This is a genomic window from Paenibacillus sp. NPDC056722 (genome assembly GCF_042790635.1).
Lineage (GTDB): Bacteria > Bacillota > Bacilli > Paenibacillales > Paenibacillaceae > Paenibacillus_AQ > Paenibacillus_AQ agri.
This window is the reverse complement of sequence record NZ_JBHTYV010000018.1, coordinates 38,424-58,880: the sequence shown is the minus strand read 5'-3', so window position 1 is coordinate 58,880 and position 20,457 is coordinate 38,424. Positions and strand designations below refer to the sequence as shown.

Sequence of the window (20,457 nt, the reverse complement as noted above, 5' to 3'; positions counted from 1 at the left end):
GGGACATGAAAGAAAACCTATCAGATAATATGAATGATCTGCTCAGACTGGCGGCACCCGGCACACCTTTCCGGGAAGGGCTGGAGAACGTACTACGTGCCAAGACCGGCGCGCTTATCGTCGTTGGATACAGTCCAGAGGTGATGGCAGTTGTAGACGGCGGATTTTCCATTAATTGCGATTTTTCGCCAAACTATTTGTATGAGCTGGCCAAGATGGATGGGGCCATAATCCTAAGCGAGGACCTTAAGCGGATACTGTATGCCAACACACAGCTAATCCCGGACTCCTCGATCTCCTCCATTGAGACAGGTATCCGCCACCGGACAGCTGAGCGCGTAGCTAAGCAAACGGGGAAACTGGTGGTTTCCATCTCCCAGCGCCGGAATATAATTACGCTTTATCAAGGCTCTATCCGCTATGCTCTGAAGGAGATTGGTGCCATTCTTGCGAAGGCGAATCAAGCCATTCAGACGTTGGAGAAGTACAGAGCGGTACTGACTCAAGGTCTGACCAACCTGTCCGCCTCCGAATACGAGGGGATTGTAACAGTAGCGGAAGTGGTTGGAGTCATCCAACGGGTGGAAATGGTGCTCCGAATTAAAATGGAAATCAAACGCTACATCAACGAGTTGGGCAATGAAGGCCGCTTGATTAGCATGCAGATGGAAGAACTGGTCGGAAATACAGAGGAAGAAGCATGGCTTTTGTACAGAGACTATGCAAGGGAAGAACAAGAGGAAAAGATCCGCGAAATTATTGCTGGGCTTAAACGGGCGTCGGACGATGAACTGATGGACGATAACCATATCGCCCGCTTATTGGGTTATTCCTCCACAGCCGTTGCTTCGGAAGAAGTAGTAACACCGCGTGGGTACCGCCTGCTTAACAAAATTCCGCGACTGCCGAATGTGATCATTCACAATCTGGTGGAGCGCTTCGAGATGCTCCCTAACTTAATGACGGCCAGCATTGCAGAATTGGACGAAGTTGACGGGATCGGCGAGGTGCGAGCCCGCAATATTCAGGATGGTTTAAAACGTTTGCAGAAACAAGTGCTTATTGACAGGCAAATGTAAATATCATACAATCACGTAATATTAGTGATGCAGAGGCTCAAAGTTAGAATGTAGAGGTGAAGAATTTGATACAAAAATCAATTCCGAGTCTGTTTACCATCGGTAACCTGATGCTCGGAATGTTTGGGATCATGATGGCGCTGGATGGCAAGGTTAGTATGGCTGCGATCATGGTTATTATTGCAATGTTACTTGATGGTCTGGATGGCCGTGTGGCTCGTGCCCTCAAGTGTGAGAGTGAATTCGGCAAGGAGCTCGATTCATTGTCGGATATTGTATCGTTTGGGGTTGCTCCCGCGTTGATTATGTATATGACGAGTTTGCAGGACCTCAATTCAGCATTAGGTTGGACGGTTACTGCTATTTTCCCGGTGTTCGGCGCACTCCGCCTAGCCCGTTTTAACGTACGCCCGGGAGTTCCCGGTTATTTTATCGGTTTGCCAATACCTGCCGCTGGTGGCGTTGTCGCCACATTGGCGCTTTTCCATAAAGATGTGTCCCCTGGATTCATGATTGTGGCGACTCTGCTCTTATCTTATTTGATGGTAAGTACGGTGAAATACCCGAATTTCAAAAAGATTGGTCTGCCTAAGAAAGCATTGATTGGCGCGCCGCTGGTGATTGTTGTTGCCGTGGTCGTGGCCGTGATTTTCCCTGAACAAATTGCCAAACTGATCTTCGTGCTGCTGGGTCTTTATGCATTATACGGCTTCAAGCAGAATCTCGATCGTTTGACAGCAAGACGCCGCCACCGCCGGAGAAGACGTTCAGAAGATAAAGTGTATCATTCCAAGAACGGCTAACAGCGGGAGCATACAGTTGTAGAATAGAATATTGTGATATGAGAAAGGCTTTGCCGTCCTGTATGGACAGCAGAGTCTTTTTCTTCGTCAATGCAAAAAAACGGATACCGTCCAATGAAGGAGGTACCCGTTTTCTTTTTATATGCGTAACCTTATAAAATGGCGATGTTTCGAAACATGAATTACAAACAGAAGTGAAAACGGCACTCTTGCTTGAACTTAGGATAGATTGAACAATCCCAACGTAGCGCATTTCTGTGATTCCTTCTCTACAACCTCGTCCATGTTGATATCAAGTAAATTACACAGGGCGGACATATAAAACAACTCCCGGCCGAGCTCGGAGCCAATTACCTCCCGGCAATTCTCACACAACTGGCCCTCTACATGGGTACCGGCGAGTTCTTTCGCATGTTCTAGCCCGGAACCGGGCTCAAAAACCTGTTTCGTGGCATGCAGCTGAATGCAGCCGCATTCTGTGATGGCTTTGACAACGGCGCGGTTGACGGATGCACTGCTCTGTCCGTTCTTGGACAGCACATCCAGCAGACTACGGTGACGGAGCAGCAGTTCGGAGACTTGATCCTGAAAGGCCTGTAAACTTAGTGCGCTCATTTCCATTCACCCCTGGGTTCGTAATTGAGTTCATTATATGCCAGGGCATCCACTATTTTCAACCCGGAAGTAAGACATCCCGCTGCAATAGCCCTATATAAACTCTTTGCGTAGAAAAAATAACGGTGTCTGCGATTATTGTCCTAAAAATTGGAACATACTGGTGAGGAATACATCATTTTAGGATGAATATAGAAGGAGGTGCGCGAGTTATGTGGAAAAAATTGATTTTGTCCTTCGTTGCAATCTGCGGAGGCTGGGGCGGTTATTCGTTATATCATGCGGCAGAAAAAAGTTTTCCTATAGGTGCAGGGAGATTGGCAGATAGCCTGCCAGTGGAGGGAAGCATTTTATTCGCGGTGCTGGGAGCCATTATTTTTCTGATTGCGGGAACATTAAGCGCAGAATGGGGAGGTGCAAAGCTGCGGGATGCGGTTCAGTTCTGTTCGCGTGTACCCATGAATGAGTTGGCTGCAGGGGCCGCTGGTTTGACCGGAGGTCTGGTGCTGTCGATTCTGCTGCATCCGGCTATGGGCTGGCTTGGGAAGGCCGGACAGCTGCTTCAGGTAGCTGCTACGATTGCCTTGGGATATATGGGGATGCGGATCGGGCTGGAGAAGAAGCAGGAACTGGCCAAACTATGGACCAGCGGTCGCTTCGGGCAAGCGGACGAGCCAGAGGGCCGCGGGCTGGAGGAACATAAAATTCTGGACACTAGCGTTATCATCGACGGACGGATTGCCGATATCTGCAAGACCGGATTTATCGAAGGAACGATTGTCATTCCTGAATTTGTTCTGGAGGAACTGCAGCATATTGCCGACTCTTCCGATCTGCTCAAGCGTAACCGCGGACGACGTGGACTTGATATTTTGAACAAAATCCAGAAAGAACTGGATGTAAAAGTTCTGATCTATGAGGGCGACTTCGAAGAGATCTCCGAGGTGGACAGCAAGCTGGTCAAGCTAGCCAAGGTGCTGCGGGGCAAAGTTGTCACCAACGATTTTAACTTGAACAAAGTATGCGAGCTGCAGGGGGTATCCGTGCTAAATATCAATGATCTTGCCAACGCAGTGAAGCCAGTCGTGCTTCCAGGAGAAGAGATTATTGTACAAGTCATCAAGGATGGCAAGGAGCATGGTCAGGGAGTGGCTTATCTCGATGACGGAACGATGATTGTCGTAGAAGGCGGACGTGAATATATTGGTACGACGATGGAAGTTCTGGTGACCAGTGTTCTTCAGACCTCGGCCGGCCGGATGATCTTTGCCAAGCCGAAGCTGCTGGAGAAGGCACAATAAGCCTGAACATCACTTGTATAAGGTCTGAAATGGGTTGGAAATGCCGGTCAAACACGTTATGATGGGGGTATACGTGAAAGACAGGAGCTTAAGGAATGTCAAACAGTGTGGGCGTCGTGATTGTAGCGGCAGGCAAAGGAACACGGATGGGAACGGCAGAAAGCAAGCAGTACTTGCTGCTGGAGGGCAAACCGATTGCTGTACATACGCTGGAGGTGTTTCAGCGGCATGAGCGGATCTCGGAGATCGTCCTCGTTACTGGAGCTGAGGATATGGAGCGATGCCGGGAATGGATAGCATCCTATAAGCTGGACAAGGTCAAGGCGATTGTTCCAGGCGGCTCCGAGCGACAGCACTCGGTGTACAGAGGACTACTCCAACTGAGCACCGAATGGGTAATGGTCCATGACGGTGTCCGGCCGTTCGTGCATCCTCGTGAGATTGAGGCCTGTTACCAGCAGGCGCTTCAGAGCGGAGCCGCTGTGTTGGCCGTTCCGGTCAAGGATACGATCAAGCAGGTGGACAGCGGGGGGGCCGTGGTGTCTACACCGGATCGGCGAAGTCTGTGGGCGATTCAGACCCCGCAGACTTTTCGTCTGTCTGATTTGCTGATGGCCTATGAAGCGGCAGAGCAGGATGGATTTCTTGGTACAGATGATTCCAGTCTGGCCGAACGCGCCGGTATTGCTGTGTCTGTAGTAGAGGGCAGTTACAGGAATATTAAGATTACGACGCGTGAAGATCTTGATTTTGCGGAATTCACAGAAAGAACCAGGGGAGAGGGAGACAAATGATTGCTGTAGGACAAGGGTTTGATGTGCATCAGTTGGTGGAAGGCAGGCCATGCATTATCGGTGGAGTGACCATTCCATATGAAAAGGGGCTACTGGGCCACTCGGACGCCGATGTGCTGTTGCACGCGGTAAGTGACGCCATTCTGGGCGCACTGGGTCTCGGGGATATTGGCCGTCATTTTCCGGATACCGATCCGGCTTTCAAAGACGCTGATAGCTTGAAACTGTTAGAAGAGGTGTGGGCGCTTGCGCGGGAGCGGGGATACAAGCTTGGGAACATCGATTCCACTATTATTGCCCAAAAGCCGAAGATGGCACCGTATATTCCACAAATGACGGAAATTATCGCGCGTGCACTGGGAGCAGAGAGCACTCAGGTCAATGTTAAAGCAACCACAACTGAGCAGCTCGGCTTTGCCGGACGCGGCGAGGGGATAGCAGCCCAATCTATTGTCTGTCTGCTTAAAGATGTGATATCATCATGAGATGGCTGAACCAGAGATTTTAACTTCTAACAACATGAGCGGAGGGATTGAAATGGCGGATGAAATCCGGGTGCGCTACGCACCGAGCCCTACGGGACATTTACATATCGGAAACGCCAGAACGGCGTTGTTTAATTATCTGTACGCCCGCAATAAGGGCGGGAAATTCATTATCCGGATCGAAGATACGGACGTGAAACGCAATATCGCCGGCGGCGAGGAAAGCCAACTGAAATACTTGAAGTGGCTGGGTATTGAGTGGGATGAAAGTATTGATGTGGGCGGCGAATATGGACCGTACCGTCAGACTGAGCGGCTCGATTTGTACCGTGTTCACTGGCAGGACCTGTTGGACCGTGGACTGGCTTATCGCTGCTACTGCACTGAAGAGGAATTGGAAGCAGAGCGCGAAGAGCAGATGGCTCGGGGCGAGACTCCGCGCTATTCCGGTAAGCACCGTGATCTGAGCGAGGAGCAGCGCCTTGCGTTTGAAGCCGAAGGGCGTGTAGCCAGCATCCGTTTCCGGGTGCCGGAAGACCGTACGTACACTTTTGATGATATCGTTAAAGGTAATATTTCTTTCAATACGAAGGAAATGGGCGACTTTGTTATTGTGAAAAAAGATGGAATCCCAACTTACAACTTCGCGGTTGCGGTGGACGACTATCTAATGAAAATCTCGCATGTGCTGCGCGGAGAAGACCATATCTCCAACACGCCACGCCAGCTGATGATTTATGAAGCACTGGGCTGGGAACCGCCGCTATTCGGACATATGACGTTGATTGTTGGCGAGAACCACAAGAAGCTCAGCAAGCGCGATGAGTCGGTTATTCAGTTCATTGAGCAGTATGATGGGCTCGGATATTTGCCGGAAGCGATGTTCAATTTCATTTCTCTGCTCGGCTGGTCGCCAGAAGGGGAAGAGGAAATCTACAGCCAGGAAGAACTCATCCGTATCTTTACGTCGGACAGACTGTCCAAGAGTCCAGCTGTGTTCGATACAAACAAGCTGGCCCACTTGAACAACCATTATATTAAAAATGCCGATCCGAAGCGGATTGCCGCGCTGGCCATTCCTCATCTGCAGCAAGCGGGAAGACTTCCTGCTGAGCTTAATGAAGAAGAGCAGGCCTGGGCGGAAAGCCTGGTAGCTCTTTATCAGGAACAACTAGTGTCGGCTTCCGATATTGTAGGCCTATCAGAGTTGTTCTTCCGCAGTGACCTGGAGCTGGAAGCGGAAGCCGCTCAGGTACTGGCGGAAGATACGGTCCCTGTAGTGCTATCTGCATTCTTGGCGAAGATTGAGGGTGCCTCCGAGTTCAATGCAGCTCATATCGCTGTTTTGATCAAGGAAGTACAGAAGGAGACCGGAAATAAGGGTAAAGCGCTGTTCATGCCGATCCGTGTCGCATTGACAGGACAAACTCATGGCCGTGATCTCAATGCCACGATTGCCCTGCTGGGTCAAAACCGGGTCATTGAACGCTTGAAATCGCAAGTTAAAGGAGCCTAGGCGCTGCTGGGCGATTGCGGACTGCCCCTTGTCAGTCCTTCATCTTTTCGCTAAGATAGAAGAATACTATAATAGCTGTGATCAGGAAAAGTACGTGCAATAAGGCAATTGCCAGAGAGAATAACCGCGAAGAGTTCAACCTTTTCAGGCTGAGAGTTATTCATTTGTCTGCCACGGAACATGCGCCTGTGAGCTGCACGGCTGAGCGTCCTTTTGCAAGGGTTCGTTAGGTTGCGCCGGCACGTCCCCGTTATGGACGCCAAGGGGGACGGAGAACCTGCTGCTATGATATTCACGGCAGTCGAGAACTCGTCCAAGCAGAGTGGAACCGCGTTTTAACGTCTCTGCAGCATTATGCTGCAGGGGCGTTTTTTATTGATTTTCCATTGTGGCATAGGAAATGATTGTTTGTATGCGGGCAGTCAAAGTAGGTAATGCAGCATATGCTGGAGCAGAGAGTCTTTGAAGGAATTGGGACATTCCCGAGTAGGTCTTATAGAAGCTTTTTATAGAGAGAGACAGACAGGGTGTTGTTCCTGAAGACATTATCTTCCGCGCAGACCTGTAAGCAGGAGGCAAGGAAGTCAAGAGAAGGGGAGCGCGATGTTTAAGCATATCAAGTCGGACATTCGGGCTGTTTTTGACAATGATCCCGCGGCCCGAAGCTGGTTTGAGGTTGTCTTCACCTATGCAGGTCTGCACGCTATTTGGGGTCATCGGCTCGCTCATTATTTTTTCAAGCGTCATTTTTATACACTCGCGCGCATAGTGTCGCAATTCAGCAGATTTATGACCGGCGTAGAGATTCATCCCGGGGCTGTTATCGGCAACAGGCTGTTTATTGACCATGGCATGGGTATTGTCATCGGCGAGACCTGTGAGATTGGTGACGATGTCATCATTTATCAAGGGGTCACGCTGGGGGGAACAGGTAAGGAAAAAGGCAAACGCCATCCTACAATAGGTAATAATGTAGTCATTGGTTCCGGTGCGAAGGTATTAGGATCCTTCCGAATCGGCGACAATTCTAATATAGGCTCCAATGCGGTCGTCCTGCGCGAAGTGCCGAACAATAGCACGGTTGTAGGGAATCCGGGTCGTGTGGTCAAACGCAACGGGGAACGCGTATCGGATCGACTCGATCATACGAAGATGCCAGATCCGCTTGTCGATTCACTCCGCTTTTTGCAGAAGGAGATTGAAGAGATAAGGGAGCAGCTGGGCGGTACAGAAGACAAACAGAAGGCCGAGCAGCGGCGTCTCGAAAGCCAGCAGTACATTGGCGATTATGAAATTTAAGTTTACCGGTATTCAAAAGGGGAACCGGCGATAACAGAAGGGATTGGAATGAGATGGCTTTGCAAATTTACAATACTATGACGCGCAGTAAGGAACAGTTTGTACCGCAGGAACCGGGCAAGGTGAAAATGTACGTATGCGGTCCTACTGTATACGGATATATGCATATCGGTAATGCCCGTCCGGTTATCGTATTCGACACCGTTCGTAATTATCTGGAGCAGCTCGGCAACGAGGTTCGGTATGTTACGAACTTCACGGATGTCGATGACAAGATGATCCGCAAGGCAGAAGAGATGAACATTACGGTGGCCGAAGTGGCGGAAATGTTCATAGCAGCTTACTACGAGGATCTCAAAGGACTGGATGTCAAGCCGGCCACATTGAATCCGCGAGTAACGGATAGTATGGGGATCATCATCGGGTTCATTAAGGATCTTGAAGATAAGGGCTATGCCTATGAAAGCGGCGGGGACGTGTTCTACCGTACGGCGAAGTTCAAGGATTACGGCAAGCTGTCGCGTCAGAACCTGGAGGAACTGCAGTTTGGGATTCGGGTAGAAGTGGATGTCCGCAAGGAGAAACCCGAAGATTTTGTACTCTGGAAAGCGGCGAAGCCTGGAGAAGTATATTGGGAAAGTCCATGGGGAGCAGGTCGCCCAGGTTGGCACATCGAGTGCTCGGCTATGGCGCGTGAGTTCCTCGGTGACACTATGGATATCCACGGTGGTGGACAGGATCTGCAGTTCCCGCACCATGAATGCGAATGCGCACAGACTGAGGCGCTGACCGACAAGCCGCTGTCTAATTATTGGATGCATAATGGTTTCCTTAATATTGGTGACGAGAAAATGTCGAAATCACTCGGAAACGGCCTCTTGGTAAAGGATATCCGTGAGCGCTTCAAGGCGGGAGCGATCCGCTACTTCATGCTTTCCACACACTACCGCAACCCGCTGAACTTCACGACGGATGCGTTGGCCTCGGCAGAGAAAAGTGTGGAGCGGATATCCGGTGCGGTAAGCAATGTGAAGCATCGCCTGGAACTAGCCGGAACGGCGGACGGAGCTACCGCAAATAAAGAAATCAATGATAAGATTGACAGTATTCTGGCGGTGTTCCATGCCAAGATGCAGGATGACTTCAATACGCCAGATGCCATTACAGCTGTATTTGATTGGGTGAGCCTGGCGAACCTGACTTTGGCGGATAATCACGCTGCTGCTGCCGATCTGGCTGCGCTGCTGAAGGCTTTTGAAGAGATGAACAAGGTGCTGATCTTGACGTCTGAAGCTGAAGAAGAAGTAGCAGGGGAGGAAGTGGAACGGCTGATTGCTGAACGGGCAGAGGCACGCACGAATAAGAACTGGGCTCGTTCTGATGAGATTCGCGATGAACTGAGCGCGATGGGAATTCTGCTTGAAGACACTCCGCAGGGAATGCGGTGGCGGCGTAAATGAGTGATGAAGAAACAATGAACTTTGCAGGATGGTTTCCGTATGATTCATCCAAGCCGGCGCGGCTCCTCTCACCTGTCGTACTAGCGTATGTAGGTGATGCTATTTATGAGGTTGCCGTCCGGCAATACCTCGTATCCCTGCCGAATCTGCGGCCCAATCATTTGCATCGTACGGCAACGGGACTGGTGTCAGCCAAGGCGCAGTGTGCCATCCTTGCTCATCTGGAACCGGTACTGACTGAAGAAGAGCAGAATATTGCCCGCCAAGGGCGTAATGCGAAGTCGGGAACGATCCCAAAGAACGCTAATGTGTTGGAATACCGTCATGCTACGGCTTTTGAATGTTTGATCGGGTATTTATACTATACGGGACAGCAGGCAAGATTACAGGAAATTGTGCACATCGGCATAGAGTTTATGCAGAACCGGCCATGATCTGATTAGGAATGACCATAAACAGGAGGCAATAAAAATGGAAGAATTGAAGACAGAGGAAGAAATATTGGCCGGAAAGCATTCTGTGCTAGAGGCGCTGCGTGCAGGCCGTACTTTGAATAAAATATGGATCGCCGAAACGGCGCAAAAGCATCTGACTGCACCAATCGTAGCTGAAGCCCGCAAAGCGGGTATTGTGATTCAGCATGTGGACAAGCGTAAGCTGGACCAATTAGCTCCAGGTGTGCAGCACCAGGGTGTAGTTGCACAAGCGGCACCGTTTGCTTATGTAGAGGTTGAAGACTTGCTGGCCGTGGCGGCAGCCAAAGGAGAAGCTCCTTTTCTCATTTTGCTAGATGAAATTGAAGATCCTCATAACCTCGGTTCCATTCTGCGTACTGCAGATTGCACCGGCGTTCATGGTGTTATTGTACCGAAGCGCCGTTCTGCGCAAATTACTGCGACGGTTTCCAAAACTTCAGCGGGTGCGGTGGAATATGTTCCGGTAGCGCGTGTGACTAATCTTGGACAGACTATCGATCGCCTGAAGGAACAGGGTATATGGGTAGTGGGTACCGATGTCGATACCGACCAGGATCTGTACGCTTCTGATATTTTCACAGGACCGGTAGCTGTTGTAATCGGTAATGAGAACAAGGGAATGGGGCGTCTGATTCGGGAAAAATGCGATGTCCTGCTCAAGTTGCCGATGTCCGGAAAAATCAATTCTCTTAACGCTTCCGTTGCTGCGGGCGTAGTGATGTACGAAGCGCTGCGCCGCCGGCGTCAGCAGGGATAGCTATGGCCGACTGGCGCGATGTGCTACTAGTAGACGGATATAACATGATTGGCGGCTGGCCGGACCTTGCGGCATTGTCGAAGAAGGGTATGCAGGAAGCGCGTGACAGACTTCTGGATCTGCTGGCGGATTATCAGGCATATTCGGGCCGCCGGGTCATCGCCGTTTTTGATGCATACCGCGTTCCGGGGCTGGGACGGTCGTTTGTGCAGGGCAAAGTTCAGGTCTATTTCACGAAAGAAAAGGAAACCGCCGATGAATGCATCGAACGGTTGGTTGGAGAATACAGTCATCGCCGCCGGCAGATTTATGTGGCCACCAGTGATTTTGTGGAACAGCATGTTATTTTTGCGCAAGGCGCACTGCGGATTTCCGCAAGGGAATTACGGCTTGAAGTAGAGGATAATCAGAAGGAAGTCAAGAAAGCTATAGAGCCGGGAAGCACTGGTTCAATAAGGCATTCTCTAGAGGATAAATTGCCCCCCGATGTGCGCAGCAGGCTGGAGAATTGGCGGCGGCAATGAAAAAATACGGAAATTGACCCGGAAATGTCATTGTAAACCCATATAATGCTATTCATGATTGTTTTTGGGGAAACTTCGGTTGACGTTTTTAGGTAACATAATATATACTGTTCGTATATTTCGCGAAGTAACGATGTGTCTTGCGTTGCAGCCGGGGGGATTCTTGGTGAGTGTCGACCTCAAGGAAATAATGCTGTCCGAGTATGATTTCATAAGCGATGAAGATATTGTCGAGGCTTTCCGTGGTGGCGACAGTGGCGCATTGGAGCATTTAATTAACAAATACCGTAATTTTGTACGTGCCAAAGCGCGTTCCTACTTTTTGATCGGGGCTGACCGCGAAGATATTGTCCAGGAAGGCATGATCGGCCTGTACAAGGCCATTCGTGATTTCAAGGGAGACAAGCTGTCTTCTTTCAAAGCTTTTGCAGAGCTGTGCATCACAAGACAGATTATTACTGCGATCAAGACGGCAACTCGTCAGAAGCATATTCCGCTCAATTCCTACGTATCTCTGGACAAGCCTATTTATGATGAGGATTCCGACCGGACACTGATGGATGTGATCTGTGGGTCTCAGGTGCTTGATCCCGAAGAGCTGATTATTAATCAGGAGGAATTCATCGGGCTGGAAGACAAGATGGCGGAGATCCTTAGTGATCTGGAGCGTAAAGTGCTGATGCTCTATCTGGATGGCCGTTCCTATCAGGAAATTGCCGAGGACTTGAAGCGGCATGTGAAGTCCATCGACAATGCTTTACAGCGAGTGAAGCGCAAATTGGAAAGATATCTGGAAGTGCGTGACAATTGATGATATAATGGACAGAAGAGACTCGGGTAAACGAGTCTTTTTTTAGTGGAATTCTAAATTCCGGTTGATTATTTTGCTATAGTAGCCGGAACGGAAGATTCTTAACTTTTGCAGTAAAATGCTAGAACGCCGTGCAGACAGGTTTATTCACAGTCGGAATGCTCCATAATGATAAGGATGACAGCGAAAACCAGTGGAAAAGACAAGACCAAAGGCAGGGTACCTCACGTGACGACAACACCCGGAAATACCCAGTGCAGTAGGGCAATTCTTTCGTTGACACAGGCCTTGACATTATGCTAAAGTGTTTTAGGTAGGCCTAAATTCGCGGCATTTTTTAGGATCAATTTTGCGTCTTCTAATTTTACCGTTAGAAGGACGTCTTCGGGAGGTGCACATCATGCGGGTAATTATCACTTTGGCTTGTACAAGTTGCAAACAAAGAAACTATGCGACAACCAAAAACAAGCGAAATCACCCCGACCGCATGGAGATGAAGAAATTTTGCAAGTATTGTAACTCGCAAACTCCTCATCGCGAAACCAGATAGTCTTTGGGAGGTGTAGTCGGCGTGAAACGTAGTTTCAAGTCCTTGTTTTCCTTTTTCACTGAAAGCTGGAGTGAACTCAAAAAAGTTCGCTGGCCTAGTCGTAAGGAATTGAAGAACTATACATTGATCGTTGTCGGTACAATTATAGTTGTCGCTGTTTACTTCTGGGTTCTGGACATCGGTATTTCCGCTGTGATTGAAGCGATTATTTAGAGAGGTTCCAGGTGGCTTGGTATGGAAAAAAGATGGTATGTCGTTCATACCTATTCTGGGTATGAGAATAAGGTCAAAGCCAATTTGGAAAAGCGCGTTGAGTCCATGGGCATGGAAGACAAAATATTCCGTGTTCTTGTTCCTATGGAAGAAGAACTGGTAAACAAGGATGGCAAGAAAAAAACTGTCATGCGTAAAGTTTACCCCGGATATGTTTTGGTGGAAATGGTTCAGACTGATGATTCCTGGTATGTTGTTCGCAATACACCGGGCGTTACTGGATTTGTTGGTTCGACAGGCTCGGGTTCCAAACCTACACCACTGCTTCCAGAAGAGGTAGAACAAATTCTGAAGCATATGGGTATGGTTGAACCTAAGACGAAGATTGATTTCGAAATCAAGGAATCCGTACGTATTATGGTTGGTCCCTTTGCGAATTTTGTGGGCTCCGTGGAAGAAATTTTGGCTGACAAGAGCAAGATCAAGGTACACGTTAACATGTTTGGACGGGAAACCCCGCTGGAGTTGGATTTCACTCAAGTGGAGAAAATATAACAAAACGCAAGGGTTTCTTGTGGGAGAGCGCTAAATGCGTTCGAAGACCACTATTGACGCAAGGAGGTGTCACTCATGGCTAAAAAAGTTATTAAAATGGTGAAACTGCAAATTCCTGCAGGGAAAGCGAACCCTGCGCCACCAGTAGGTCCGGCGCTTGGTCAAGCGGGTGTCAACATCATGGCATTCTGTAAGGAATTTAACGCTCGTACTGCTGACCAGGCTGGCCTGATCATCCCGGTTGAAATTTCAGTATTTGAAGACCGTTCCTTTACATTCATCACCAAAACTCCTCCGGCTGCCGTTCTGCTTCGCATCGCTGCTAAAGTAGAAAAAGGATCCGGTGAACCAAACAAGAAAAAAGTTGCTAAGCTGAATCGTGCAGCGGTTCGTGAAATTGCTGAGCAAAAAATGCCCGACCTTAACGCTGCTACTGTAGAAGCTGCTATGCTTATGGTTGAAGGTACTGCCCGCAGTATGGGGATCACAATCGAAGACTAATAAGTATTCGATGCAATGGTCGAGTATGACCGCAATACGTGGGAGGAAATTCCGCTATTACCACAAAGGAGGAACATTTCATGGCTAAACATGGTAAGAAATACCAAGAAGCTGCTAAGCTGATTAACAGCGAAGCAACTTACGAGCCTTCAGAAGCTGTAGAGCTTGTGAAAAAGGCTGCGACTGCAAAATTCGACGAAACCGTTGAAGCAGCAGTGCGTCTGGGTGTAGACCCACGTAAACAAGACCAAGCTGTTCGTGGTGTTGTTGTCCTGCCTCACGGCACAGGTAAAACACAACGCGTGCTTGTATTTGCAAAAGGTGAAAAAGCGAAAGAAGCGGAAGCTGCTGGTGCTGATTTTGTAGGCGATCAAGATATGATCAACAAAATCCAACAAGGCTGGTTTGAATTCGATGTCTGCGTAGCTACACCTGATATGATGAGTGAAGTCGGTAAACTGGGACGTCTGCTCGGTGGTAAAGGCCTTATGCCTAACCCTAAAGCAGGTACAGTTACATTCGATGTTACCAAGGCTGTGCAAGAAATCAAAGCCGGTAAAATCGAATACCGTCTCGATAAAGCTGGTCAAATTCACGCGCCAATCGGTAAAGTGTCCTTTGACGAAGCAAAATTGAATGATAACCTTAAAGCTCTTATCGACGCTTTGAACCGTGCGAAACCGGCTGCTGCTAAAGGTGTATACCTGAAAGGCATTTCGATTTCTTCCACTATGGGACCAAGCGCTCGTGTAAACACTACTGTTTTCAGATAATTAGGGATTGACTCTTGTAGTCATCTTTGATATTCTATAACAGTTGTGACGAACTAAGGTATCATTTTTGAACTTGAATATGCTTACCGTAGACAGTAGGTGCCCTAAGGCTTAATTTCCTACCGAGGTGTTGTGATAGAAACAAGAGGTTGCCCGGCATGCCGTGTAACTATCGTTTTATCAAGCCTTCGTGATTCTGCGGAGGCTTTTCTAATGCCTGCGTAGGAACGGCGCGGAATCTTTCGGATAGAACGCCGTCACATAAATTTTCAGGAGGTGTATACATTGGCAAATGCAAAAGTAATTCAAGCTAAACAAGATGCAGTAGATGTTGTTACTGCTAAGTTTAAAGGTAGCGTAACTACTGTTGTTGCGGACTACCGCGGTTTGAACGTTGCGCAAGTAACTGAACTGCGTAAGCAGCTTCGTGAAGCTGGCGTTGACTTTCAAGTCCTGAAGAACACATTGCTTCGCCGTGCAACTGCAGCGGCTGAATTGACTGAGTTGGACGAAGTTCTGACTGGTCCTACAGCGATCGCATTCAGTGAAACTGATGCAGTAGCTCCGGCTAAGATCTTGAACGAGTTCGCCAAGAAAAACGACGCTTTGAAATTGAAAGGCGGCGTAGTAGAAGGACGTGTCATCGACGCGGACCAAATCAAGGCACTGGCAGAGCTTCCATCCCGCGATGGTTTGCTGTCCATGCTGCTTAGCGTGCTTCAAGCTCCAGTGCGTAACTTCGCACTTGCAGTTAAAGCTGTCGCTGAGAAAGAAGAACAAAGCGCGTAAGCCTTTGCTCTTTGCAGTGTAATTCATTAACACAAACAAATTTAAATATAAAATGGAGGTTCAATCATGAGTAAAGAAGCAATCTTGGAAGCAATTAAAGGCATGAGCGTATTGGAACTGAACGACCTGGTTAAAGCAATTGAAGACGAATTCGGCGTAACTGCAGCAGCTCCAGTTGTTGTAGGTGGCGCAGCAGCAGCTGTTGCTGAAGAGCAAAGCGAATTCGACGTAATCCTGACTAGCGCTGGTGCTTCCAAGATCAACGTTATCAAAATCGTTCGCGAAATCACAGGCCTTGGCTTGAAAGAAGCTAAAGACCTCGTAGACAACGCACCAAAACCAATCAAAGAAAAAGTAAGCAAAGAAGATGCAGAAGCTACCAAAGCAAAATTGGAAGAAGCTGGCGCAGCTGTAGAATTGAAATAGTATTAAAGCTTCAAGTACAGCGTTCGGAAGCGAAGTCATTCCTTCCGGCTTACAAAAGACCCCTTGAACATGTTCAAGGGGTTTGCTGTATGAATAGGGAATGTCTTTATATTTAATGGTTTAAGGAAAAGGGAGGAGCGACATGTCGCAGCATTATTATTCGCAGCAGCCCGAAGTGCGTCACAACAGACGTACGATTAATACCGTTCTCAGAGGGAAGAGCCTTAGCTTTACCAGCGATGCCGGTGTTTTCTCCAAAGGCGATATTGATTATGGTAGTCGCGTGCTGATAGAAATGATGGAGATCCCGGATGGTTCGGCTGTACTTGATGTCGGCTGTGGGTATGGACCTATTGGAATCAGTGCAGCACATCTTGTCCCAGAGGGGCATGTAACGATGATCGATATCAACAGCCGTGCAGTTGAACTGGCGCGCGAGAATGCGCAGCAGAACGGGATAAGGAATGTTACGGTAATGGAAAGCGACGTGCTCAGCGTAGTGAAGGGCCAGGAATTCGATGTGATCCTTACCAATCCCCCGATTCGGGCGGGAAAAGCAGTAGTTCATCAAATCTTTGAAGAAGCTTATGAGCACCTGAAAGTAGGCGGAAGCTTGTGGGTGGTCATTCAGAAGAAACAAGGTTCACCGTCGGCAGTGGCTAAGCTGGAGAGTTTATTCTCGCTAGTGGAAGAAGTGGGGAAAGACAGAGGCTACCGAATTCTGAGAGCTCAAAAATAAAAGGCATTTGGCCGTTGACATGAGATACTGATAGTGGTATTATTATAAAATGTCAGTATTAAGATAGGCTCCATGTCTTTAGTTTGCTGAAATGTCAAGTGATATATTGTCGGCCGGCAAGCGCATGCCGTACGGCGTGTTTTTGCGAAAGTGTACTTCATTGTCTGTGGTGGTATATCGAAGCCTTGATAGTGAAGACAAATGCATAAACTGTTGCTTGCTGACGTATAATATGTACGTTTTGGGCAAATCTACTGGATAAGGAGTATTTTCGCCGTAAATAAATGCGCTCTTTTTTCGAAGATTTTCGATAAGGGCCTTTCTTTATTTAGGGCTGGATCCTGCTGTTATGGTTCCATTATACGGTTCCAAACAAGGGTTCGCAATCAATTTTTAAGTGAGTAGACATGAGGGGTGAGTAAAGTTGGCAGGACATCTTGTTCAGTATGGTCGACGCACTCGGCGAAGCTATGCGAGAATTAACGAGGTTCTCGAGGTCCCGAACCTGATCGAGATCCAACAAAAATCGTATGATTGGTTTTTGGAAGAGGGATTGCGGGAAATGTTTCAGGACATCTCGCCGATCCAGGATTTCACTGGTAATTTGGTACTCGAGTTCATTGATTACAGCCTGGGTGAACCGAAATATACGGTTGATGACGCTAAAGAGCGTGACGTAACATATGCGGCTCCTCTTCGGGTAAAGGTGCGTCTCATCAATAAGGAGACCGGTGAGGTCAAAGAGCAGGAAGTGTTCATGGGGGATTTCCCGCTGATGACGGAGACCGGCACGTTTATTATCAATGGTGCGGAACGGGTTATTGTCAGCCAGTTGGTTCGCTCTCCAAGCGTCTATTTCAGCACAAAAGTAGATAAGAACGCCAAGAAAACCTACACCGCTACAGTAATTCCTAACCGCGGCGCATGGCTGGAGCTCGAAACCGACGCGAAGGACATCATGTATGTCCGGATTGACCGGACCCGTAAAATTCCGGTTACTGTGCTTCTGCGTGCATTAGGTTTCGGCAGTGATGCTGAGATTCTGGAATTGCTTGGTAATGATGAATATATTCGCAATACGCTGGATAAAGACAATACGGACTCTACGGAAAAAGCGCTTATCGAAATCTATGAGCGTCTTCGTCCGGGCGAACCGCCTACTCTAGATAATGCTAAGAGTTTGCTGGTTGCACGTTTTTTTGATCCAAAACGTTATGACCTAGCTAATGTAGGTCGTTACAAGATCAACAAAAAGCTGCACATCAAGAACCGTCTGTTCAATCAGCGTCTGGCACAGCCTTTGGTGGATGAGACCACTGGCGAAATCCTAGCTGAAGCAGGACAAATGGTAGACCGTCGTCTGCTTGATGAGCTGATCCCGCATTTTGAGAAAGATGTTGCCCACAAGAACTACCGCGTAACTGGCGGAGTACTTGATAGCGAAGATATCCCGCTTCAGACGATCGACGTTTATTCGCCGATTGAAGAAGGTCGGGTAATCAAGCTGATTGCCAATGGGAACATTGACAAAGCGGTCAAGCATATTACTCCGGCTGATATTATTTCCTCAATCAGCTATTTTATTAATTTGCTGCACGGTATCGGCAATACGGATGATATCGACCACTTGGGTAACCGTCGTCTGCGTTCAGTCGGCGAGCTCTTGCAGAACCAATTCCGTATCGGTTTGTCCCGTATGGAACGTGTAGTACGTGAGAGAATGTCCATTCAGGATGCCAATGCGATTACACCACAGGCGCTTATCAACATTCGTCCGGTTATCGCATCGATTAAAGAGTTCTTCGGTAGTTCCCAGCTGTCCCAGTTTATGGACCAGACCAACCCGCTTGCAGAGTTGACCCACAAACGTCGTCTCTCCGCACTCGGACCCGGCGGTCTTACGCGGGAACGCGCGGGCTTTGAGGTTCGTGACGTCCATCACAGTCACTATGGCCGGATGTGTCCAATCGAAACGCCGGAAGGCCCGAACATCGGTTTGATCAACTCCTTGTCCACCTTCGCTCGCATCAACGAATACGGATTTATTGAAGCTCCGTACCGTTGGGTTGATCCGAAGACAGGTAAGGTTACTGAGCAAATTGATTACCTGACTGCGGATGAAGAGGACAACTACGTTGTCGCACAGGCCAACGTTCTGTTGGAAGAAGACGGTTCTTTCAAAGAAGACATGGTTATCGTTCGTTACAACAAAGATTCGGATAACATTACATCCATGCCTAGTGATCGCGTCGATTACATGGACGTATCACCTAAGCAGGTTGTATCGGTCGCTACGGCGCTCATTCCGTTCCTTGAGAACGATGACTCCAACCGCGCACTGATGGGATCCAACATGCAACGTCAGGCAGTTCCACTGCTTATTCCTAAGGCTCCACTCGTGGGTACAGGAATGGAACATAAATCTGCCAAGGATTCAGGCGTATGTATCGTTTCCAAATATGACGGTATCATCGAACGTTCTTCTGCCAATGAAATTTGGCTGCGCCGTGTCGAGAGTGTCGAAGGCAAAGAAGTTAAAGGCGATATCGTTAAATATAAATTACACAAATTCATGCGTTCGAACCAAGGTACCTGTATTAATCAACGTCCTCTGGCTAAGAGAGGCGACGTTGTTAAGAAAGGTGATATCCTGGCAGACGGACCTTCCACAGAAATGGGCGAATTGGCTCTTGGCCGCAACGTAGTTGTTGCGTTCATGACTTGGGAAGGTTACAACTACGAGGATGCGATCCTGCTGAGTGAAAAACTGGTTAAAGAGGATGTATACACTTCGATCCATATCGAGGAATACGAATCCGAAGCCCGTGACACGAAGCTCGGACCTGAAGAAATCACTCGTGATATTCCAAACGTTGGGGAAGAAGCATTGCGCAATCTAGACGAGCGCGGCATCATCCGCATCGGTGCGGAAATCAGTGCTGGCGACATTCTCGTGGGTAAAGTAACACCTAAGGGTGTAACGGAGCTTACAGCTGAAGAACGCCTGCTACATGCAATCTTTGGTGAGAAAGCACGTGAAGTTCGTGATACGAGCTTGCGCGTTCCTCACGGTAGTGATGGTATTATCGTTGACGTTAAAGTATTTACACGCGAGAACGGCGATGAGCTGCCACCGGGTGTGAATCAACTGGTTCGTGTGTACATCGCTCAGAAACGTAAGATTTCTGAAGGTGACAAGATGGCCGGACGTCACGGTAACAAGGGTGTCGTTGCCCGTATCCTGCCAGAAGAAGACATGCCGTTCTTGCCGGACGGTACGCCAGTACAGGTTGTCCTCAACCCGCTGGGCGTTCCATCGCGGATGAACATCGGGCAGGTGCTCGAAGTGCATATCGGTATGGCTGCTATGCGTCTTGGTATTCACATCGCTACACCGGTATTCGATGGTGCGCGTGAGAATGACGTCTTCGACACTATGGAAGAAGCAGGCATGCAGCGTAATGGTAAGACCATTCTGTATGATGGCCGGACTGGAGAACGCTTTGAGCGTGAAGTTACGGTTGGTGTCATGCACATGATCAAACTGGCGCACATGGTTGACGATAAGATTCATGCTCGTTCTACTGGACCTTACTCTCTCGTTACGCAACAGCCGCTGGGTGGTAAAGCTCAGTTCGGTGGTCAGCGCTTCGGGGAGATGGAAGTGTGGGCGCTTGAAGCTTACGGTGCTGCTTATACCTTGCAAGAAATTCTGACTGTGAAATCCGATGACGTGGTCGGCCGTGTGAAAACGTACGAATCCATCGTCAAAGGCGAGAACGTACCTGAACCAGGCGTTCCTGAGTCGTTCAAAGTATTGATCAAGGAACTGCAGTCACTGGGTATGGATGTTAAAATCCTGAGCGGTGATGAGCAGGAGATCGAGATGAAAGAACTGGATGATGAGGACGATACGTCAGGCGACAAGCTCAGCCTCAACTTGGAAGGCTCAGAAGTCGGAGTAGATTAATAGATCCCGAAACGTTGGAAT

22 protein-coding genes and 1 other annotated feature are annotated in these 20,457 nt (G+C 48.6%); of the genes, 21 read left to right on the top strand and 1 reads right to left on the bottom strand.

Features of this window, described 5'->3' with window-relative positions:
- Positions 1-5 precede the first annotated feature (5 nt).
- Both disA and pssA read left to right on the top strand, forming a co-directional pair.
- Positions 6-1,079: a DNA integrity scanning diadenylate cyclase DisA gene (gene disA / locus ACFRAM_RS26765; RefSeq protein WP_066367769.1), complete on the top strand. Its 1,074-nt coding sequence runs from the start codon at positions 6-8 to the stop codon at positions 1,077-1,079.
- 65 nt (positions 1,080-1,144) lie between these two features.
- Complete coding sequence (gene pssA, locus ACFRAM_RS26760; RefSeq protein ID WP_379469904.1) at positions 1,145-1,882, top strand: CDP-diacylglycerol--serine O-phosphatidyltransferase; 738 nt, start codon at positions 1,145-1,147, stop codon at positions 1,880-1,882.
- 219 nt (positions 1,883-2,101) lie between these two features.
- Here the strand turns inward: pssA and ACFRAM_RS26755 are convergent, their stop codons facing one another.
- The gene (locus tag ACFRAM_RS26755; RefSeq protein ID WP_379469902.1) at positions 2,102-2,497 is read right to left on the bottom strand and encodes a nucleoside triphosphate pyrophosphohydrolase family protein; all 396 of its coding nucleotides are present in this window, start codon (positions 2,495-2,497) and stop codon (positions 2,102-2,104) included.
- Positions 2,498-2,709: 212 nt separating this feature from the next.
- On the opposite strand from ACFRAM_RS26755, the gene ACFRAM_RS26750 reads away from it, so the two are divergent.
- The 19 genes from ACFRAM_RS26750 (at position 2,710) to rpoB (ending at position 20,436) form a co-directional block, all read left to right on the top strand.
- Complete coding sequence (locus tag ACFRAM_RS26750; protein ID WP_379469900.1) at positions 2,710-3,798, top strand: PIN/TRAM domain-containing protein; 1,089 nt, start codon at positions 2,710-2,712, stop codon at positions 3,796-3,798.
- Between the two features lie 95 nt (positions 3,799-3,893).
- Positions 3,894-4,592, top strand: a complete 699-nt coding sequence (ispD, locus tag ACFRAM_RS26745; protein WP_379469898.1) for a 2-C-methyl-D-erythritol 4-phosphate cytidylyltransferase — start codon at positions 3,894-3,896, stop codon at positions 4,590-4,592.
- Positions 4,589-5,077, top strand: coding sequence for a 2-C-methyl-D-erythritol 2,4-cyclodiphosphate synthase (gene ispF, locus ACFRAM_RS26740; RefSeq protein WP_066367737.1), 489 nt, complete (start codon positions 4,589-4,591; stop codon positions 5,075-5,077). Before ispD ends, ispF begins: the two co-directional genes overlap by 4 nt.
- 52 nt (positions 5,078-5,129) lie before the next feature.
- Positions 5,130-6,593, top strand: coding sequence for a glutamate--tRNA ligase (gene gltX / locus ACFRAM_RS26735; RefSeq protein WP_379469896.1), 1,464 nt, complete (start codon positions 5,130-5,132; stop codon positions 6,591-6,593).
- A 603-nt stretch (positions 6,594-7,196) separates the two neighbouring features.
- The gene (gene cysE / locus ACFRAM_RS26730; protein ID WP_066367735.1) at positions 7,197-7,892 is read left to right on the top strand and encodes a serine O-acetyltransferase; all 696 of its coding nucleotides are present in this window, start codon (positions 7,197-7,199) and stop codon (positions 7,890-7,892) included.
- A gap of 53 nt (positions 7,893-7,945) precedes the next feature.
- On the top strand, positions 7,946-9,352 hold the full coding sequence (gene cysS, locus ACFRAM_RS26725) for a cysteine--tRNA ligase (protein ID WP_379469894.1): 1,407 nt from the start codon (positions 7,946-7,948) through the stop codon (positions 9,350-9,352).
- Positions 9,349-9,786, top strand: coding sequence for a Mini-ribonuclease 3 (locus ACFRAM_RS26720; RefSeq protein ID WP_379469892.1), 438 nt, complete (start codon positions 9,349-9,351; stop codon positions 9,784-9,786). The genes cysS and ACFRAM_RS26720 overlap by 4 nt, the downstream gene beginning before the upstream one ends.
- A gap of 37 nt (positions 9,787-9,823) precedes the next feature.
- A complete protein-coding gene (gene rlmB / locus ACFRAM_RS26715; protein WP_175370358.1) occupies positions 9,824-10,585 on the top strand; it encodes a 23S rRNA (guanosine(2251)-2'-O)-methyltransferase RlmB in 762 nt (253 codons plus the stop codon).
- Between the two features lie 2 nt (positions 10,586-10,587).
- Complete coding sequence (locus tag ACFRAM_RS26710) at positions 10,588-11,109, top strand: NYN domain-containing protein (RefSeq protein ID WP_379469890.1); 522 nt, start codon at positions 10,588-10,590, stop codon at positions 11,107-11,109.
- A 166-nt stretch (positions 11,110-11,275) separates the two neighbouring features.
- Positions 11,276-11,920, top strand: a complete 645-nt coding sequence (gene sigH, locus ACFRAM_RS26705; RefSeq protein WP_066367714.1) for an RNA polymerase sporulation sigma factor SigH — start codon at positions 11,276-11,278, stop codon at positions 11,918-11,920.
- A gap of 400 nt (positions 11,921-12,320) precedes the next feature.
- Complete coding sequence (gene rpmG, locus ACFRAM_RS26700; RefSeq protein ID WP_076099620.1) at positions 12,321-12,470, top strand: 50S ribosomal protein L33; 150 nt, start codon at positions 12,321-12,323, stop codon at positions 12,468-12,470.
- Positions 12,471-12,491: 21 nt separating this feature from the next.
- The gene (gene secE, locus ACFRAM_RS26695; protein ID WP_066367704.1) at positions 12,492-12,683 is read left to right on the top strand and encodes a preprotein translocase subunit SecE; all 192 of its coding nucleotides are present in this window, start codon (positions 12,492-12,494) and stop codon (positions 12,681-12,683) included.
- 21 nt (positions 12,684-12,704) lie between these two features.
- Entirely contained in the window at positions 12,705-13,238 is a 534-nt protein-coding gene (nusG, locus tag ACFRAM_RS26690) for a transcription termination/antitermination protein NusG (RefSeq protein ID WP_066367701.1), read from the top strand.
- 75 nt (positions 13,239-13,313) lie between these two features.
- Positions 13,314-13,739, top strand: a complete 426-nt coding sequence (gene rplK / locus ACFRAM_RS26685) for a 50S ribosomal protein L11 (protein WP_175370356.1) — start codon at positions 13,314-13,316, stop codon at positions 13,737-13,739.
- Positions 13,740-13,819: 80 nt separating this feature from the next.
- On the top strand, positions 13,820-14,512 hold the full coding sequence (gene rplA, locus ACFRAM_RS26680) for a 50S ribosomal protein L1 (RefSeq protein ID WP_379469887.1): 693 nt from the start codon (positions 13,820-13,822) through the stop codon (positions 14,510-14,512).
- Between the two features lie 68 nt (positions 14,513-14,580).
- Positions 14,581-14,733 (top strand) — a sequence feature (ribosomal protein L10 leader region).
- A 64-nt stretch (positions 14,734-14,797) separates the two neighbouring features.
- Positions 14,798-15,301 carry a 50S ribosomal protein L10 gene (gene rplJ / locus ACFRAM_RS26675; RefSeq protein ID WP_175370354.1) on the top strand — a complete coding sequence of 168 codons (504 nt, stop codon included), beginning with the start codon at positions 14,798-14,800 and terminating at the stop codon, positions 15,299-15,301.
- A 66-nt stretch (positions 15,302-15,367) separates the two neighbouring features.
- On the top strand, positions 15,368-15,727 hold the full coding sequence (gene rplL, locus ACFRAM_RS26670; protein WP_175370353.1) for a 50S ribosomal protein L7/L12: 360 nt from the start codon (positions 15,368-15,370) through the stop codon (positions 15,725-15,727).
- Positions 15,728-15,869: 142 nt separating this feature from the next.
- Positions 15,870-16,466, top strand: coding sequence for a class I SAM-dependent methyltransferase (locus ACFRAM_RS26665; RefSeq protein ID WP_379469885.1), 597 nt, complete (start codon positions 15,870-15,872; stop codon positions 16,464-16,466).
- Between the two features lie 424 nt (positions 16,467-16,890).
- Entirely contained in the window at positions 16,891-20,436 is a 3,546-nt protein-coding gene (rpoB, locus tag ACFRAM_RS26660; protein ID WP_379469883.1) for a DNA-directed RNA polymerase subunit beta, read from the top strand.
- Positions 20,437-20,457: the final 21 nt, after the last annotated feature.

Excerpts from the sequence above, each read along its gene's own strand:
- rplL (WP_175370353.1), top strand. The coding sequence starts at position 15,368 with ATGAGTAAAGAAGCAATCTTGGAAGCAATTAAAGGCATGAGCGTATTG.
- nusG (WP_066367701.1), top strand. The coding sequence starts at position 12,705 with ATGGAAAAAAGATGGTATGTCGTTCATACCTATTCTGGGTATGAGAAT.
- ACFRAM_RS26720 (WP_379469892.1), top strand. The coding sequence starts at position 9,349 with ATGAGTGATGAAGAAACAATGAACTTTGCAGGATGGTTTCCGTATGAT.
- rplK (WP_175370356.1), top strand. The coding sequence starts at position 13,314 with ATGGCTAAAAAAGTTATTAAAATGGTGAAACTGCAAATTCCTGCAGGG.
- cysE (WP_066367735.1), top strand. The coding sequence starts at position 7,197 with ATGTTTAAGCATATCAAGTCGGACATTCGGGCTGTTTTTGACAATGAT.
- disA (WP_066367769.1), top strand. The coding sequence starts at position 6 with ATGAAAGAAAACCTATCAGATAATATGAATGATCTGCTCAGACTGGCG.
- ACFRAM_RS26665 (WP_379469885.1), top strand. The coding sequence starts at position 15,870 with ATGTCGCAGCATTATTATTCGCAGCAGCCCGAAGTGCGTCACAACAGA.
- rlmB (WP_175370358.1), top strand. The coding sequence starts at position 9,824 with ATGGAAGAATTGAAGACAGAGGAAGAAATATTGGCCGGAAAGCATTCT.
- ACFRAM_RS26750 (WP_379469900.1), top strand. The coding sequence starts at position 2,710 with ATGTGGAAAAAATTGATTTTGTCCTTCGTTGCAATCTGCGGAGGCTGG.
- gltX (WP_379469896.1), top strand. The coding sequence starts at position 5,130 with ATGGCGGATGAAATCCGGGTGCGCTACGCACCGAGCCCTACGGGACAT.
- ACFRAM_RS26755 (WP_379469902.1), bottom strand. The coding sequence starts at position 2,497 with ATGAGCGCACTAAGTTTACAGGCCTTTCAGGATCAAGTCTCCGAACTG.
- ACFRAM_RS26710 (WP_379469890.1), top strand. The coding sequence starts at position 10,588 with ATGGCCGACTGGCGCGATGTGCTACTAGTAGACGGATATAACATGATT.
- ispD (WP_379469898.1), top strand. The coding sequence starts at position 3,894 with ATGTCAAACAGTGTGGGCGTCGTGATTGTAGCGGCAGGCAAAGGAACA.
- ispF (WP_066367737.1), top strand. The coding sequence starts at position 4,589 with ATGATTGCTGTAGGACAAGGGTTTGATGTGCATCAGTTGGTGGAAGGC.
- cysS (WP_379469894.1), top strand. The coding sequence starts at position 7,946 with ATGGCTTTGCAAATTTACAATACTATGACGCGCAGTAAGGAACAGTTT.
- rpmG (WP_076099620.1), top strand. The coding sequence starts at position 12,321 with ATGCGGGTAATTATCACTTTGGCTTGTACAAGTTGCAAACAAAGAAAC.
- rplA (WP_379469887.1), top strand. The coding sequence starts at position 13,820 with ATGGCTAAACATGGTAAGAAATACCAAGAAGCTGCTAAGCTGATTAAC.